Origin of the sequence: Salipiger sp. PrR003 (assembly GCF_010500785.1) — a bacterium.
Taxonomy (GTDB): Bacteria; Pseudomonadota; Alphaproteobacteria; order Rhodobacterales; family Rhodobacteraceae; genus Salipiger; species Salipiger pacificus_A.
Window position 1 is genome coordinate 12,400 of record NZ_JAAGOV010000051.1, and the last position, 16,701, is coordinate 29,100.

Here is a 16,701-nt window from a genome sequence, read left to right on the forward strand (position 1 = left end):
AAGGGAGACCGCCCATGCCAAGCCGCAAGATGCTCGACGCGACGCGCCAGGCCACGGGGCAGGGCGGGCGGCCCGAGGCCAGCATCGTCACCGCGAAGATCCTGCAGGTGCTCGCCGCCGAAGAGGTGCGGCGGGTGCTCGACATCGGCTGCGGCCGGGGCGATCTTGCTGCGGCGCTGGTGCGACGCGGCTATGCCGTCACCGGCGTCGATCCGCAGCCCGAGGCGCTGGCCATCGCCCGTGGCCGGGCGCCGGGCGCCGAGTTCCTGCAGGCCGGGGCCGAGGCGATCCCTGCGCGCGCCGGCAGTTTCGGCGCGGCGGTGTTCCTCAACTCGCTGCACCACGTCCCCGCCGCGCAGATGGAGCCGGGCCTCGCCGAGGCCTGGCGACTGCTGCGCCCGCGCGGCGTATTGCTGTTGATCGAGCCGCTGGCGCAGGGCAGCTTCTTCGAGGCGATGCGGCGGGTGGATGACGAAACCGAGGTGCGGGCCCGCGCGCGGGCGGCGCTTGGGCGCTTCGCCGCGGCGGTGCGGTGCGAGACGGTTGAGGACGGGCAGATCGACCGGATCAGCCGTTTCGCCTCTGAAGAGGCCTTTGTCACCTATCTCTGCGCCGCCGACCCCGGGCGACGAGCCGCGATAGACGCAAGCCCCGAAGCCGTGACCCGCGATTTCCTGCACTGGGCGGAAACCTCAGAGGGCGCGCCGCCCTACGTGCTGACCCAGCCGCATATGGTGCGCGTGCTGCGCAAGCTGCCCGGGTGATTAGCCATCCTGCCCGGGGTCGATCCCGAGGATGGCACGGGCGCGCAGGCGCACCGGCTCGTCGACCATGGCACCATCGACCGCCACTGCCCCGTCGCCCGAGGCGAGCACGCGCGTCGCCCAATCCCTTTCGGCCGCTGTCGGCGCGAAACCGGCGCGGATCGGCGCTACCTGCTTCGGGTGGATGCAGAGCTTGCCGCTCATCCCGAGGCTGCGGGCATGGCGGCTGTCGTCCTCGGTAATCGCCGGATCCGACAGATCGGCGGTGACGCCGTCGATGGGCGTGGCGATGCCCGCGAGCCGCGAGGCGATGACCAGCTCCAGCCGCACCGGGCGCAGCGTCTCGCGCAGGTGCTCGCAGCCGATGTCGGCGCAGAAGTCGATGGAGCCGAAGGCGAGGCGCAGCACCTCGGGGCAGGCCGCGATTTCGCGCGCGGCGGAAAGGCCGCGGGCGCTCTCGATCAGCGGCAGGATCGGTTTGCCGGTGCGCCGCGCAACCGCGGCCACCGCCCCGGCGCTTTCGGCCTTGGGCAGCATGAGCGCGGCAATGGGCAGGCTTGCCGCGGTGAGCAGATCGTCCTCGTGCCATGGCGTGCCGGCGGCGTTGATCCGCAGCAGCACCGGCAGATGGGTGAAATCGCAGGCAAGCGCGGCGCGGGCCGCGTCCTTGGCATCCACTGCCACGGCGTCCTCGAGGTCGAGGATTACCGCACAGGCGCCCGATCCCGCGGCCTTGGCAAAGCGCTCGGGACGGCTCGCCGGAACGAAGAGCGGGGCGCGCAGCGTTGCGAGGCTCACCATGTGGCGGTTGCCTGCATGGCGATCGGCCCGCCCGTGCGCGCTGTCCAGAGCATCAGCCCCTCTGCAGTGTCCTGCGCATTCAGCGAGAAATCCGCCGTGTCGAAGATCGGCGACAGGCTGCGGAAGCGGAACTCGGACGGCACGGTGCCGCGCAGGTCGGCGGCATATTGCGCCAGCAGAGTCGCCTGCAGGGGGCCGTGGATGATCAGGCCGGGATATCCTTCCTCGCCGGTCACATAGGGCTGGTCGTAGTGGATGCGGTGGCCATTGAAGGTGAGCGCCGAATAGCGGAACAGCAGCACGGGATCGGCGACGATCTCCTTGCGGTGCGCTCCGGGATCGGCGGCGGCAGGCTCGGATTTCGGCGCGGCGCTGTCGATGCCGCGATAGACGATGTCCTGCCGCTCGGTGAGCGCGGGACCGCTTTCGTCCGAGATCTCGTGCTCGACGATGACGAAGCAGAGCGCGCCGGTGCGGCCTTGCTTGAGCGTCACGTCGCGGATGGTCGAGCGCCGCGTGACCAGTGCGCCGATGCGCAGCGGGCGGTGGAAGGCAAATGCGCCGCCGGCCCACATGCGCCGGGGCAGTGGCACCGGCGGCAGGAAGCCGCCGCGCGCCGGATGGCCATCGGGTCCGAGCTGATTGGCGGGCACCGCGGGCTGGGTCAGACACAGGTGGATCAGCAGCGGCGCCTCGGCGCCATCGTCCAGCGGTCCGCTGCGCCCGAAAGTGGCGTTGAACCGTTCAGCCAGCGCCGGGGTCAGCAGCTCCAAGCGGGTCTCTTCGCCGCCGATCCAGCCGCGCAGGGCGTCGATGTCGAGCCCCGGATCGGTCTCGGTTTCGCGCATGCTCATTTCTCCGTCTCGAGGTGCGGCACGGGCAGCCCGGGAACCGGCCCGTAGCTGCGGGTCTCGCCCGCCACGCGCGGCGCCGGGGCGGGATAGGACACCGGCCCGTTGGGCGTATCGACCGCGATGCGCCGCAGGTGCGGGTGTCCCGAAAGCCCGGCCATGTCGTTCACCGATGCCATGGCGACATCCGCCCTGTCCAGCGCGGCGAGCGCCTCGGCATGGGGCATGGCGGCGAAGGCCTCGGCGACGATGCCGTCGGTCTCAGGGCGGTTGGCCACCCGCGCCACATTGGTGGCGAAGCGCGGGTCGCGGCCCAGTTCGGGGCGTCGCAGGAAATGCTCGCACAGGCTGCGCCACTCGCGGTCGCTCTGGATCGATATCAGGATGAGCTGTCCATCGCGGGTTTCGAACGCGCTGTAGGGCGAGATCGAGGGATGCGCCATCCCGACCCGTTTCGGGCTCTTGCCGCCCTCGTGGTTCAGCAGCGGCACGGTCATCCATTCGGCCACGACGTCGAACATCGAGATCGAGATCGCCGCGCCCCTGCCGGTGATGCCGCGGGCGATCAGCGCCTCGAGGATGGCGGCATGGGCGGTGGCGCCGGTGGCGACATCGACGATCGACATGCCGACGCGCGCCGGCTCGGACGGGCCGCCGGTGATCGAGCACAGCCCCGACTCGGCCTGGATCAGCAGGTCATAGGCCTTGCGGTCAGCCATCGGGCCGCCCTCGCCATAGCCGGTGATCGCGCAGGTGATGAGCCGGGGGTAGTCGCGGGCCAGCCGCTCCGGGGTGAACCCAAGGCGACCAAGTGCGCCGCGCTTGAGGTTCTGCACCAGCACGTCGGCATCCTGCAGCAGCCGCGCCAGTTCCGCGCGCCCGCCCTCTGACCGCAGGTCGAGCGCCACCGAGGTCTTGCCGCGGTTGAGCCAGACGAAATAGCTCGACTGCCCGGCGGCGACGTCATCGTAGCCGCGGGCGAAATCGCCCTCGGGGCGTTCGATCTTGATCACCTCGGCACCGGCATCGGCGAGCCGCGAGGTGGCGAAGGGCGCCGCAACCGCCTGCTCGACGGCGACGACCTTGAGGCCGGAGAGGGGCAGGGTCATCAGAAGCTCCGCGGCAGGCCGAGCACATGCTCGGCGACGTAGGACAGGATGAGGTTGGTCGAGATCGGCGCGACCTGGTAGAGCCGGGTCTCGCGGAATTTGCGCTCGACGTCATACTCGCACGCGAAGCCGAAGCCGCCGTGGAACTGGATGCAGGCGTTGGCGGCCTCCCAGCTAGCCTTGGCGGCGAGGTACTTGGCCATGTTGGCCTCGGCGCCACAGGGTTTGCCGGCGTCGAACAGCGCGCAGGCCTTGTAGCGCATGAGGTTGGCGGCCTCGACCTCGATGTAGCTCTCGGCGATGGGGAACTGCACCCCCTGGTTCTGGCCGATGGGGCGGCCGAAGACCTCGCGCTCGCTCACGTATTTCGACACCCGGTCGATGAACCAGTAGCCATCACCGATGCATTCCGCCGCGATCAGCGTGCGCTCGGCGTTGAGCCCTGTGAGGATGTACTTGAAGCCCTTGCCCTCTTCGCCGATCAGGTTTTCCTCGGGGATCTCGAGGTTGTGGAAGAACAGCTCGTTGGTCTCGTGGTTGACCATGTTGGGGATCGGGCGCACCTGCATGCCCGAGCCCATCGCCCCCTTGATGTCGACGAGGAAGATCGACAGCCCCTCGGACTTCTTCTTGACCTCAGACAGCGGCGTGGTGCGGGCGAGCAGGATCATCAGGTCGGAATGCTGCACCCGGCTGATCCAGACCTTCTGCCCGTTGATCACGTAGCGGTCGCCCTTCTTGACGGCGGTGGTCTTGATCTTGGTGGTGTCGGTGCCGGTGGTGGGCTCGGTCACGCCCATCGACTGCAGCCGCAGCTCGCCCGAGGCCAGCTTCGGCAGGATGCGGCGCCGCTGTTCTTCGGAGCCGTGCCGCACCAGCGTGTTCATGTTGTACATCTGGCCGTGGCACGCGCCAGAGTTGCCGCCGGCGCGGTTGATCTCTTCCATGATCACCGAGGCCTCGGTCAGCCCCAGTCCCGAGCCGCCGTATTCCTCGGGGATCAGCGCGGCCATCCAGCCCGCTTTGGTCAGCGCGTCGACGAACTCTGCCGGATAGCCGCGGGCCTCGTCGATTCTGCGGTGGTACTCGTCGGGAAACTGGGCGCAGAGCGCGCGCACTGCATCGCGAATGTCCTGAAAGTCTTCTTCAACGTGCTGAAGCAACGCGCTCTCCTTCCGTCGGCTTACCTGCGCCCCGTGGCGCCCTGGTCTGCAGACTGCCGCATCGCGGCGGATCAGCGGAAATACGGGTTTGTCATGGGGGCCATATGCTCAGTCTATGGCCCCTTTGGTTGACGCGTGGAGGGCCGGTTCAGCTTTCGGCAGGCGCGGGGGCCCGGCGCCAGCGCGCCGGGCCGAGCCGGTGCACCGACTGCCCGGTGCTGTCCACCGCCACTGTCACCGGCATATCACGGATCTCGAACTCGCGGACCGCCTCCATGCCGAGGTCCTCGAAGGCAACCATGCGTGCGCCCCGGATCGCCCGAGATACTAAAACCGCCGCGCCGCCCACAGCGATGATGTAGGTCGCGCCGGCTGCAGCGATGCGCTCGACTGCATCGGGCCCGCGCTCTGCCTTGCCGATCATCGACAGCAGCCCCTGATCGAGCATCATCTGCGTGTACCCGTCCATCCGGGTCGAGGTGGTCGGCCCGGCGGGGCCCACCACCTCGGAGCCGACCGGATCGACCGGCCCGACGTAGTAAATAACCCGGCCCTGCAGTGAGAAGGGTAACGTCTCGCCCCGCGTGAGGATCTCGCTGATACGCCGGTGAGCGGCATCGCGCCCCGTGAGGATGTGCCCGCTCAGCAGTAGCGTCTCTCCGGGCTGCCACTGGGCCATTTCCTCCTTGGTCAGCGTGTCGACATTCACCCGGCGCAGGATCCTGTCAGACGCGCTGCCGTCGATCTCGGGCCAAAGCGAGAGGTCGGGTGGATCAAGGTAGACCGGCCCCTCGCCGGTGAGCGTCACCTTGGCGTGCCGGTTTGCCGCGCATTGCGGCATCAGCGCCACCGGCTTCGATGCGGCATGGGTCGGGTAGGACGTGACCTTCACGTCGACCACCGTGGTCAGCCCGCCGAGCCCCTGCGCGCCGATCCCCAGGGCGTTGATCCGCCGGTAGAGTTCCACCCTCAACTCCTCCTCGGGTGTTGCGGGGCCGCGCTCCAGCAGATCGTGCATGTCGATCTCGTCCATCAGCGCGCGCTTGGCAAGCAGCATGGCCTTCTCGGCGCTGCCACCGACACCGACCGAGATCACCCCGGGTGGGCACCAGCCCGCGCCCAAGCCCTCGACGGTCTCGACAACCCAGTCGGCGACCGAGGCGGCGGGATTGAGCATGGCATAGCGCGCCTTGTTTTCCGAACCGCCGCCCTTCGCGGCCACCATCAGTTCGAGCCTGTCGCCAAGACAGCTCTCCACGTGTGTCACGGCCGGGGTGTTGTCGCGGGTGTTGCGGCGGGCGAAGATCGGGTCGGCCACCATCGAAGCGCGCAGCGGATTGCCCTCGTCGAGATAGGCAAGGCGGACGCCTTCGTTGATATACTCCTCCAATGTCCGGTCGCCGGAGATCGTCGCCGACTGACCGAGGCGCGCAAAGACCGTCACCATTCCGGTGTCCTGGCAGACCGGGCGGTGGCCGAGCGCCGCCATCCGCGCGCTTTGCAGGATCTGGCCGATCGCGTCCCGTGCCGCGGGACTCTCCTCGTTCCGATAAGCCTCGGTGAGGCGCTGCATGTAGTCCGGCGCATGGTAAACCGCGATGTACTGAAGCGCTGCGCGGATCGTTTCGGTGATGTCCTCGCCTCGGATCGTGGTCATGGTGTCTCCCTCCCTCACGCGCGCAAGGATGCAGCACGTCACAGATATTTGCGAGTGCGCCGGCCAGAGCGGAATCCTATTGCCGCGTGAAGTGCATCCAATGGGCGGTCGTGAGCGATACGTTTCTTGGCTATCACCTCGAAAGACCCGGCTCGAGGCGCTTGGCTGAAGGCTACGTGTGGCTTATTTCTAAGAACGACGGCCCGACGAGGCGATGTCGGCAGCCAGCGCACCCGTCCGGCTGCTGGTCGATCACCTCTCGGATTTCATCGCGACGATCCCGCCGCATCTTCTGGGTTGATCTTGGTTGGACGGCGTTCCGGGAGCGGGCCTCGCACTCGCGTCGCCCGACAGCCGGAGAACGTTTTGCAGTTCGCAATAATGTGCGGCGACCACAGCCTGTTGTTACATAGTTCGGCCTTAACCGAGCGGTGTATTCACTCTGCCGCCCCAATGCAGGGCGTTTGTCTAGAACGTCCGTGTCGTGGCCCGCCGATCACTGTCTGTTCCCCTCATGGTGCTTGGTGAAACCTAACGCTGCCTAGAGAAAGCGTTGTTCGATCCGCTTCAGGTACGTCGAGCCGGCCGGTTATAGACGCACCCTAAGCTGCAAAAAGACTCGAATGGTCGGCGCAGCTGTGGCCAAGAGAACGAAAGTCTTCCGCGGGTCTATTCTAGCTTTCCGCGACGGGCGAGGGCTTGGGCGTACCTGCGGCCACGGGCGATGTCTTCGGTGGAAAACGCCGGGGCGTCGCGCAGGTAGTTGATCGTCCCAAGCACGCGGTCCTCCGAAACCACGGGAATATTGAGCACCGCCTGCAGCCCGAGGCTGAGTATGGTCTCATGGTCCGAGAACGCCCAGGCGATGTCCGTGGGTCCGAACCCGGTGTTGACCTCGCGGCGCATTAGCACCTTCTCGCCCCAGGCTGTGGCGCGCTTTGGTTTGCGGCCGCTCACCGGATAGACCTCGGGTAGTGTGGAATGGAGCCGCTCGACCTCCATTGCCTCGGCATGGAAGCGCATCGCAGTGAACAGCCCGTTGGGGATGGCTGCATCGCAGAGTGCGTAGGCTTCGGCCAGCGGGGTGGCGGGATCGGCGATGCGGGTGAGGTCGGTCTGCGGTTCGGGGGCGCTGCCGGTGGCGGCGGTGCCGGCTCGGCGGGTGTCGGCGATGGCGAGGGGCCCATCCGGGCCGCGCAGGGCTATGCATATGCCGCCGGCCATCCATGTTTCCTGCGGCCAGGCATCGAGGTCGTGCCCGCGCTTGGTCAAGTCGTCGATCTGGGCGGCGTCGAGATCGGCCTCGTAGAGCACCTTGTTGGGGTGCACGTCATGCGGCGCGAAGCTGCCGGGGAAAGCATACGTGGCGACGCGCGGCGCGCGCACGGCGTCTTCGGGCGTCATGCCGAGATCGAGCATGTTTAGAAGCACCTGCGTCATGGCCTGCACCTGCACGTCGCCGCCGGGGGTGCCCATGGCGAGCCACGGCTTGCCGTCCTTCAGCGCGAGGATCGGGTTGGGCGTGAGCCGCGGCCGTTTGCCCGGCGCGAGGGCGTTGAGGTGGCCGGGGATCGACCGCGACTGCGACCCGCGCGAGGACACCGAAAGACCGGTGCCGGGGATTACCTGCGTGTCGTAGCTGGGATCGCTCGGCGTGGCCGAGAAGATGTTTCCCGCGCCGTCGATGACGCTCACATGCGAGGTGTCGGCGCAGCCGACGCGGAAGACCGCGGGAGCGCCGCTTGGGGTCGCAGGGATGCCGGGGGCGGGGAGCGGGTCCGAGTGCGCGCCAATGCCGGCAAGCCGGTCGGCGAGAAACTCGGGGGCGAGCAGCGCGTCGGGGTGGACCGCCATGTGATCGGGGTCGGTAACGAAAGCCTCGCGGTCGGCGAAGACGCGCTTGAGCACCTCGATCAGGAAATGCAGGTCGAGCGCGCCGTCGCGGGTGGCCGCGCCGGGGCCGGCGGCCTCGATCATCGCCAGAGTCTCGGCCATCGAGATGCCCTGGCACCACGCGCCGCAGCAATGCACCTCGGCGCCCCGGAACCGCACGGGCACCGTCGGCTCCTCGCGGACCTCGTAGCCGGCGAGGTCGGCCGCGGTGAGCAGACCGCCGTTTGCCTGATGGAAGGCGACGATGCGCTCGGCGATGGGCCCCTCGTAAAAGGCGGCGCGTGCGGCGGCCAGTCCTGCCTGGCGGTCACCGGGACAGGCAGCCTCGGCGGCGATCATTTGCTCCAGCGTCCAGGCAAGGTCGCGCTGGAAGAAGCGCTCTCCGACCACGGGCGGGCGGCCGCCGGGCAGAAAGATCTCGGCGGTGGAGGGGAAGCGGGCGTATTTTTCCTGCCGGGAGGCGACGAAGTCGGCAAAGAGCCGGTAGACCTCAAAGCCGTCGCGGGCGGCCTTCAGGGCCTCCTCGGCGATGTCGGCGAAGCGCAGTGTGCCCTTTTCGGACAGCGCGCGGATCCAGCTCGCGGGAGCGGCAGGGATGACCGTACGCAGGAGGCCCTCGGGCACGTGCGCTCCGTGCGCCTCGTGCATCGCCTCGACATTGGCGGCGGCGGGCCAGCCTCCGACCCCGTCCTGGCTGGTGACCTGACCCGTTGCGGCGTCGAACATGACAATGGGCGCGACCCCGGCAATCGAAACGAGGTCGGGCTGGACCACGCCGAGCGTCAGCCCGGCGGCGACCCCGGCGTCCACCGCATTGCCACCCGCCAGGAGGATGCGCTCGGCGGCGCGGGTCGCGGTCGGGTGTCCGGAAGCAACTGCCCAAGTTTCCGTCATTCCGTCCTGCCTTCCTAATAACTTCCAAGTTTTTTCAGCGTAGTTTATTAACTACGTAGTTGACAAGTCGAAAGGAGCATTACTACCGTTGTTGTATGAGTCACCCGATGAGTAAACTGTCCCTGGCGCCCCTGGCAGCGCAGTGGGAGGCAACCCCCGATACCGGCGTGAAGTACCAGCGCTTGGCAGAGGCCTTCGCCGCTTGCATCCGTTCCGGCACCTACATGCCGGGTGGTCACCTGCCCAAGGAGACCGAGATCAGCGCCTCGCTCCCGGTCGGCCTGTCGACGGTCCAGAAGGCGCTGGCGCAGCTGGTCGAGCAGGGGCTCATCATCCGCCGCCGCAAGCTTGGCAGCTTCATCGCCGATCTCGACCACCAGGTTCCCGAGGTCCACGTCTACCGGTTCCGCGATCCTGCAACGGGCGAAGAGATGATGCCTTTTACCCGTGTCGTGCGGGTACAGCGGGTGCCGACGGCGGAATACGGGGCGCTGCTCACAGGCTTCGAGGCAGAGGAGGTCATGCGCATCGACCGCCTTGTCTGGGTGTCGGGGGCCTCGCCCGCCTACAGCTCTTTTTTCATGCGCTGCGAGTATCACGTGGAGTTGCCCGGCGAGGGGTCAGAGACCCTGCACGGCGCCTCGTACCACCGCCTGCTGTGGGAACGCTTTGGCATCCGGACCGCGCAGGTCCGGCATAGCGCCAGCGCCGAGCTGTTGTCACGTCACGCCTGCGAACAGCTCGACCTCGCCGCGCCCCACGTCGGGATGATCTGGGATGCGAGCGAATACGACCGCGACGGCCGTTTGCAGATCGTGCAGCGCTTCGAGCTGCCGCGCGGCCACCGGCCGATGGAACTGGTCGAGGGCAAGACCGGATTCTGACCCTAACGAAAAGCCTAAACACAACAGTGGAGATAGATATGAAAAGATCGCTTCTGATCGCCGTCTCGATGCTGGCCCTCGCCAGCCCCGCCCTCGCCGAATGGCAGCCCGACGGGCCGATCCGCCTGTGGATCGGCTACGGCGCCGGTGGAGGCACCGATGTGCAGGGCCGCACGCTCGCGAAGGAAATCGAGGCGCGGCGCGGCTGGAAGGTCGTGCCCGAAAACAAGGCCGGCGAGGACGGTACGGTGATGTCGGCGCAGCTCAAGTCCGAGGCGCCGGACGGGCAGACGCTCGGCTTTGCAATCACCACCACCTACGACTTCGCGCCGATGAACAGCGACAATCTCTCGCCCGAGGATTTCACCTACATCACCACCACCGCGGGCTCGCAAATGGCCGTTCTGGCGCGCGCCGACAGCGGCTGGGAGACCCTAGAGGACCTGCAGGCTGCGGCCGCGGGAGGTGAGCAGATCGTCTGGGCCAACTGGGGCACGCAGGTCGAAGCCGGTGCCGAGCTGGTGGCGCGCGGGCTGGACATCAGCGTCAACCACCTGCGTACGCAGGGCGGCAAAGGCGCGCTCAACGCGCTGGTGTCGATGGATGCGAACGTGGGCTGGGGCGGCGGCGTGCAGAAGCCCCTGGTCGAGGCCGGCGTGCTGAAGATCCTCGCCTCGGCCGAGGCGACGCCGGTGGCGCTCGACCCGGAGAAGCCGACGCTGAAGGACATGGGTATCGCGCTGAACCTCGGCTACCAGTACATCATCACCGCGCCGGCCGGGCTTCCGGACGAGATCCGCGACGAGATCGGCGCCGTGGTGGCCGAGATCCTCGCCGACCCTGAGAGCGAAACCCGCCAGTTCATCGAGAAGCAGTATCCGCCTGCGCCGATCGTGACGCAGGGCGACGCGCTGCGCGAGCAAATCCTCGCCACCTACGACACCAACGTCGAGATGATGAAGGCCTTCGCGCAATGACCGGCCGTCCCGGGAAAACTGCGGCACGCCCGGCCCCTGCCGGGCGCTGGAACCTCTGGATTGGTCTCGGCACGCTGGCTTTTGTGATGCTGTGCCTGCTGGTCTGGTTTCCCCGGGACATCGGCAGCGGCTTTCGGCAGACCAATCTCACCGGGCGCACGGTGCCCGGTGACAGCTTCTTTCCCATCCTACTGGTGGGTCTAATGGTGCCGCTCGCGGCGCTGCTGATCCTGAGCCAGCTCGGGGCAAGGCGCGGGTCGGACGGGGAGGAGGTGGGGCGTATCAGCCTGGGCAACCTCGGATTTCTCGGCCGCGCACTGCTGCTGACCGCCGCGAGCCTGCTGGTGATGAACTGGACCGGTCCGGCGCTGGTCGCGCTGACCAACGCGCTGAGACTCACCGATTTCAGCGGCTACCGGGCGGCCTCGGCGAGCTTTCCTTTCGACGTCTCGGGATTCTTCGTCGGCGGCACGCTGATGACCTGCGGCTTCATCCGAACCACCTGCCACCGGTTGCGGACACGTCACGTGCTGATCGCCGCCGCCACAGTCGCGGTGATGATCCTGATCTTCGACGGCCTGCTGGACAATATCCAACTGCCCCCGAACGCCGACCTCTGAGGACGCCTCTTCATGGACCTTCTCCTGCAATACGTCGAGCTCGGCGTGACTTCCGTGTTCATAGGCGCCGATGGTGCTCTGCAGCTACTTCCGCTCCTGATGGTTCTGGTCGGGGTTCTGGTCGGCATTCTCATCGGCGCGGTGCCGGGCATGTCCGGCCCCTTCGCCATGGCAATCGCGCTGCCCATTCTCGTGTCGATCTTCGGTTACGGCAACGACGCGCTCTACCCGGTTCTCGGCTGTCTGCTCGGCATCATGAAGGGCGCCACGGTGGGCGGCGCGGTGCCGGCGATCCTGTTCAAGACGCCTGGAACGCCCGATGCCTTCCTCACCACGCTCGACGGCTATCCAATGGCGCGCAAGGGGCAGGGCCGCAAGGCAATCCAAACCGCGCATTTTGCCTCTGTCGTGGGCGACAACTTCTCGGACATCGTGCTCTTCATCGCGGCCCCGGCCATCGCCGTGGCGGTTGAGCGCATCCTTGGTCTGCCGGAGAAGTCGGCGCTGATCATCCTGTCGCTCTGCTTCATGGCCGCAGTGGTCGGCAGAGCGCCGCTGAAGGGGCTGATCGGCGGGCTTTTGGGCATGTTCGTCTCGCTCGTCGGCTCGACCATGTCAGGTAACGGCCCGCGGCTCACTTTCGGTATTCCCGAGCTTGGCAACGGCTTGCCGCTGACCTCGGCGGTGCTGGGGGTGCTGGTGATCTCAGAGGTGCTGATCTCAATCGAGGAGATGCATGACGCCCGCAAGGTCGACGCGCCGCCCCCCACCAGGCCCCAGATGGGCCCGCGGCTGACATGGTCCGAGCGAGCGCGGATGCTGCCCGGCATTCTGCGCTCTGCCGCCATCGGCACGATGATCGGCGCGCTGCCCGGGATCGGCACCACCACTGCTGCGACGCTGAGCTATGACACGGCCAAGCGGCGCTCGAAGACGCCCGAGTCCTTCGGGCAGGGCACGCCCGATGGGGTGGTGGCAACCGAGGCGGCGAACTCCGCCGTCTCCGGCGCCAACCTGATACCGGTGATGAGTCTCGGCATTCCCGGCAACTTCGCGGCCGTTTTCATCATCCTTGCGGTGGAGACGATCGGCGACTTCTCCTTCGGCCCGCAGGTGTTCCAGTTCACCCCCATCCAGGAGATCGAGGGCTTTGACACGATCCTCAACACCAACCTCGTCATGGCCTTCGGCATGTTCACGATGATGGTGGTGGCGAACCTTTTCAACTGGACGTTGGGCGGGGTGCTCATGGGCTTTCTCGGCCATCTCGTGCGCATTCCCAAGGAGCTCATGCTGCCGGTTATCCTGACCGTCTCGCTCACCGCGGCATACGTGCAGGACGGCGGCTACCTCGGGCTCTTGACCGCAGCGGCCTTTGCGCTGATCGGCTACGCGCTGCGGCGGCTGCGGATCTCGATCCTGCCCTTCGTGATCGGCTTCTTGCTAGCGCCGACGCTGGAGGGCCTGGTGCGCGGCGCCTTCACCGCCTCCGGCGGGGATGCGCTGTTCCTGCTCAAATCGCCGATTGCGGTGGGGATGCTGGCCTGCTCGGGCTTCCTGCTGGTCCGCATGGTGCGTCAGGCCAGGAGTGTGTGAGTAAACCCGCGGCAGGGGTTCGCATCCTGCGCTCGGTTACCGGCCGCGTGCTAAGAACGGAAAACCGGGCGCCTGCAGTATCGCGACGCCGGCGCTCGGAACCCGGGCGGGTGCATTGATTACCGTCGACAAAGAGGGCGGCCGAGGCGCCAAGCCCTCCGCCGTGGATCAGCTTGCGACAGAGCCGCAGGAACAGGTCGCGTTCCTGCTGCGTCAGCGCGCGAAGATCTCGTCCTGGCGTTTCAGAACTTGCCCCTCGATCCTTTCAAGGACCCGCTTCCCTTGCTCTGTCGGGAAGAGCTGCTTTGCCCGCGTCTCCTCTTCGCTGGCTTCGACGGTGATCCAACCGCGCTCGCGCAGCTGCGCGGCCAACCGAGTTCTGCGGGCGGGGGAAGAGCAGTTTGATGTCTTTCGCAAGCAAGCTCGGAAGATGGACCACCGCGTTCTGAGGAGGTCTCTGAAAACAGGACATCCTGTTAAGCTTGCCGGGAGAACAGCGTGGCTGGCAAACGAAAGAATTACGGCGCTGAGTTCAAGGCGAAGGTGGCGCTTGAGGCCATCCGTGGCGAGCTGACGGTCGCCCAACTGGTGGCAAAGCACGGCGTGCATCAGACCCTTATCAACACCTGGAAGCGGCAGGCGCTCGAGGGCATGTCCGGGATCTTCTCCGGCAAGGCCGAGGCGAAGGCGGCCGCGAAGGAGGGCGAGATCGAGAAGCTGCACGCCAAGATCGGCCAACTGGTGGTGGAGCGGGATTTTTTAGTCAAAGCCTCCGGACGGTGAGCGTGTCCCGAAGGCGAGAAATGATCGAGCCGAGGCACCCGCTGCTGTCGATCACCCGGCAATGCGCGCTGATCGGGATCAGCCAATCGGCGTGGTATGGGCCGTGCTACCGCATCTTTCGCACATGTCGTTGTCCTCGCTGTTGGGCACGGACAACGAGGCGGCGGTCATTCGTTCAGGCAGGCCGGGCCAAATCGTCCATGACAATTTTTCTCGGCACGCCAACCTGGAGAAGAGGGACGAACACTGCCGTAATGCGATCGGATCAATGGCTCGGCGGGCAGTGTGCCCTTCCTGCGCTGACATCGAGCCTGCGCGCTCCGGAGCGGCAGGTGAGAGTGCGGCGCACGGAACCGCCCGCGGAAAACACGCGATTGTCAGGTTATTGGGAAAATGGGATGCCAAGATTTCGGATTTTTAGGCAGCGCGATGCTGCACGGCCTGTCGAGGAGGCGGTGATGCGGGCGACTCAGGGGCAGGGGACCCGGGTCGGATCGGGTCAATGCGCACCGCACACTCCGCGGTTGCATCGTATCGCGCCATCGGCAAGATGGGATGCCAAGTCAATCCTCTCGGGAAGCCGTTTCATTGCCCCAGCCTCTGCCCGACCTGCCGCCGCCGCCGCCCGCCACGGAATCGCCGACTGCGATCGCGCAATGGGTGGCCGAGGTGCTGCGCAACCGCATCGTGAAGGGGGCCTACCCGCCGGGCTCGCGGCTGGTCGAGCGGCGCATCTCGGCCGAGCTTGACCTGTCGCGCACGCCGGTGCGCGAGGCGCTGAAGCTGCTGCACCAGGACGGGCTGATCGACATCTCGCGCAACAAGGGCGCGCAGGTGGTGCAGTGCAGCGCTGAGCAGGCAGTGCAACTCTTCGAGGTCATCGCCTCGCTCGAGAGCCTCGCCGCCGAGCGGCTGGCGCGGACCATCACGCCCGAGGAACTGGACGAGCTCGAGGAACTGCACGCACGCATGCTGACCTTCTACAAGGTCGGCAGCAACAGCGACTATTTCGACACCAACAGCGAGATCCACGACTTCGTGGTCGAGCGCTGCGGCAACCCGGTGATCCATGACGCGCACAAGCGGCTGATCGCACGGGCGCGCTACGGGCGTTTCGTGGCGATCCACAACCCCGACAGGCTGGCGCAGTCGGTGGCAGAGCATGAGACTCTGATGGAAGCGCTGCGCAGCGGCGACGAGGCCGCTGCCGCGAAGGTATGGCGCCAGCACCTCCAGCATACCGGCGAGAGCTTTGCTGCGATGCTGGAGGCGGAGACGCGCTAGGCCGGGCGCTCAGCCCCGGGCGCGCGCCCAAAGCCCGTCGCAGACCCGCTGCGCGGTCTGCACCACCTCGGTCATGTCGACCCGCGTCGGGCGGCGCTGGCGCACCAACCATTCGCCCTCGACCATTACGTCTGTGACGTTGCCGGCATTGCCCGAGTGCACGACGATCCCGGCCCCGTCGATCACCGGACGCAGGTTGGGCGCGTCGGGGTCGAGCAGGATCAGGTCCGCCGGATCGCCCACCCGCAGCGTGCCGCTGGCGCCGTGGCCGCGCAGCGCCGCCGCTCCGCCGGTCGTGGCCCAGCCCAGCACCTGCGCCGCGTCGAAGTCAAAGGACATGCCCGCCTTCCAGCGCGCCGTCGCCAGAGCCATGCGCATCGCCTCGAACATGTCGGCCGACTTCGTGTCGGTGCAGAGCGTGATCCGCGCGCCGGCCCCGAGCAGCGCCTTGATCGGCGCCGCCGCACCGAAGCTGGCGTTGCCGATGGGCGCATGCGCCACGGCCGCCCCTGCCGCGCCGAAACGGGCGATGTCGCTGTCGTTCATGAAGATGCAATGCGCGGCGATGAGATCGGGCGAGAGCACGCCTACGTCTTCCAGGAACTCGGTCGGGGTCATGCCTTCGCGCGCGAGCAGCTGTTCGACCTCCATCGGCGACTGGCTGAGGTGTGTGTGGATCTGCTTGCCGCTCGTGCCCGCCAGATCGCGCATCAAAAGGAACATCTCGCGCGAGCAGCTGTCGGGCGCGTGCGGGGCGAGGATGGTCGAGATCCGTCCCTTTCCATCCCATTTTTCCTGCACCGCGAGCGCCGCGCCCAGCGTCGCCTCGCCGAGCGCCTCGTCCCGGACGAAACGCCCCTCCGAAAGCGCGGCGCTGTCCATATCCATGACGCGCCCGCCGACCATCGCGCGCAGACCGAGTTCCTGCGCCGCCAGCGCCAGCGCTTCGGGGCAGCGGTAGTAATCGACGATGGTCGTGGCCCCGGCGCAGAGCATCTCCATCACGCCGAGCCGGGCAAGGGCGAGCGTCTCCTCGTCCGACAGCCAGTGGCCCTGCGGCACGCCGGGCGTGTAGGCGGGGGCAAAGCTGACATCCTCGATCATGCCGCGCACGATCATCAGCGGCGAGTGGTTGTGCGCGTTCACGAAGCCCGGCAGGCAGAGCGCGCCGCGGCCCTCGACCAGCTCGGCCCCGGGGCGCCGGGGAAGGGTGGCCCCGATCTCGGCCACCCGGCCATCGTCGCCGACGAGCAGATCGACGCCCTTGCGCAGCCCCGAGTCGGGGGTCAGAAGGGTCACGTCTCGTAAATGGGATGCCATTTTGGTTTTCCTTGCGTCCACGCGCGCGGCACGAGACGTGCCAGCCCGCACAATTTTCGGTCACTTTCGAAATTGCAGGAGATTCCCGTGATTTCTTCTCGGAGA

General features: G+C 67.2%; 14 protein-coding genes and 1 pseudogene. 7 read left to right on the forward strand and 8 right to left on the reverse strand.

The annotated features are described in order from the left end of the window. Positions 1–14 precede the first annotated feature (14 nt). Positions 15–764, forward strand: a complete 750-nt coding sequence (locus tag G0D83_RS18890) for a class I SAM-dependent methyltransferase (RefSeq protein WP_164196318.1) — start codon at positions 15–17, stop codon at positions 762–764. Here the strand turns inward: G0D83_RS18890 and G0D83_RS18895 are convergent, their stop codons facing one another. The 6 genes from G0D83_RS18895 to G0D83_RS18920 all read right to left on the reverse strand — a co-directional run bounded on the left by G0D83_RS18895 (position 765) and on the right by G0D83_RS18920 (position 9,132). Continuing rightward, on the reverse strand, positions 765–1,565 hold the full coding sequence (locus tag G0D83_RS18895) for a CoA ester lyase (RefSeq protein WP_164196319.1): 801 nt from the start codon (positions 1,563–1,565) through the stop codon (positions 765–767). It lies immediately after the preceding gene. Then, positions 1,559–2,413: a MaoC family dehydratase N-terminal domain-containing protein gene (locus G0D83_RS18900; RefSeq protein ID WP_164196320.1), complete on the reverse strand. Its 855-nt coding sequence runs from the start codon at positions 2,411–2,413 to the stop codon at positions 1,559–1,561. Before G0D83_RS18900 ends, G0D83_RS18895 begins: the two co-directional genes overlap by 7 nt. 2 nt (positions 2,414–2,415) lie before the next feature. Further along, entirely contained in the window at positions 2,416–3,525 is a 1,110-nt protein-coding gene (locus G0D83_RS18905) for a CaiB/BaiF CoA-transferase family protein (RefSeq protein WP_164196321.1), read from the reverse strand. Then, on the reverse strand, positions 3,525–4,688 hold the full coding sequence (locus G0D83_RS18910) for an acyl-CoA dehydrogenase family protein (protein ID WP_164196322.1): 1,164 nt from the start codon (positions 4,686–4,688) through the stop codon (positions 3,525–3,527). Before G0D83_RS18910 ends, G0D83_RS18905 begins: the two co-directional genes overlap by 1 nt. 148 nt (positions 4,689–4,836) lie before the next feature. Then, positions 4,837–6,345, reverse strand: coding sequence for a fumarate hydratase (locus G0D83_RS18915; RefSeq protein ID WP_164196323.1), 1,509 nt, complete (start codon positions 6,343–6,345; stop codon positions 4,837–4,839). Positions 6,346–7,014: 669 nt separating this feature from the next. Then, positions 7,015–9,132 (reverse strand): gamma-glutamyltransferase family protein, encoded by a 2,118-nt coding sequence (locus tag G0D83_RS18920; protein WP_164196324.1) that lies wholly within the window; start codon positions 9,130–9,132, stop codon positions 7,015–7,017. 107 nt (positions 9,133–9,239) lie between these two features. On the opposite strand from G0D83_RS18920, the gene G0D83_RS18925 reads away from it, so the two are divergent. From G0D83_RS18925 to G0D83_RS18940, 4 genes are read left to right on the forward strand one after another with little or no spacing between them, the layout of a single operon-like run. After that, on the forward strand, positions 9,240–10,016 hold the full coding sequence (locus tag G0D83_RS18925) for a GntR family transcriptional regulator (RefSeq protein WP_235958141.1): 777 nt from the start codon (positions 9,240–9,242) through the stop codon (positions 10,014–10,016). A 38-nt stretch (positions 10,017–10,054) separates the two neighbouring features. Then, complete coding sequence (locus tag G0D83_RS18930) at positions 10,055–10,993, forward strand: tripartite tricarboxylate transporter substrate binding protein (RefSeq protein WP_164196326.1); 939 nt, start codon at positions 10,055–10,057, stop codon at positions 10,991–10,993. Next, entirely contained in the window at positions 10,990–11,613 is a 624-nt protein-coding gene (locus tag G0D83_RS18935; protein WP_164196327.1) for a tripartite tricarboxylate transporter TctB family protein, read from the forward strand. Before G0D83_RS18930 ends, G0D83_RS18935 begins: the two co-directional genes overlap by 4 nt. Before the next feature lie 12 nt (positions 11,614–11,625). Further along, the gene (locus tag G0D83_RS18940; protein ID WP_164196328.1) at positions 11,626–13,209 is read left to right on the forward strand and encodes a tripartite tricarboxylate transporter permease; all 1,584 of its coding nucleotides are present in this window, start codon (positions 11,626–11,628) and stop codon (positions 13,207–13,209) included. Positions 13,210–13,422: 213 nt separating this feature from the next. Here the strand turns inward: G0D83_RS18940 and G0D83_RS18945 are convergent, their stop codons facing one another. After that, positions 13,423–13,581: a hypothetical protein gene (locus G0D83_RS18945; protein WP_164196329.1), complete on the reverse strand. Its 159-nt coding sequence runs from the start codon at positions 13,579–13,581 to the stop codon at positions 13,423–13,425. A gap of 126 nt (positions 13,582–13,707) precedes the next feature. On the opposite strand from G0D83_RS18945, the pseudogene G0D83_RS18950 reads away from it, so the two are divergent. Both G0D83_RS18950 and G0D83_RS18955 read left to right on the forward strand, forming a co-directional pair. After that, positions 13,708–14,096, forward strand: a pseudogene (locus tag G0D83_RS18950) (transposase); the annotation flags it as partial. A 484-nt stretch (positions 14,097–14,580) separates the two neighbouring features. Continuing rightward, on the forward strand, positions 14,581–15,276 hold the full coding sequence (locus G0D83_RS18955) for a GntR family transcriptional regulator (RefSeq protein WP_235958143.1): 696 nt from the start codon (positions 14,581–14,583) through the stop codon (positions 15,274–15,276). Positions 15,277–15,285: 9 nt separating this feature from the next. Here G0D83_RS18955 and G0D83_RS18960 read toward each other — a convergent pair whose 3' ends face one another. Next, complete coding sequence (locus G0D83_RS18960; protein ID WP_164196331.1) at positions 15,286–16,596, reverse strand: amidohydrolase family protein; 1,311 nt, start codon at positions 16,594–16,596, stop codon at positions 15,286–15,288. Positions 16,597–16,701 lie beyond the last annotated feature (105 nt).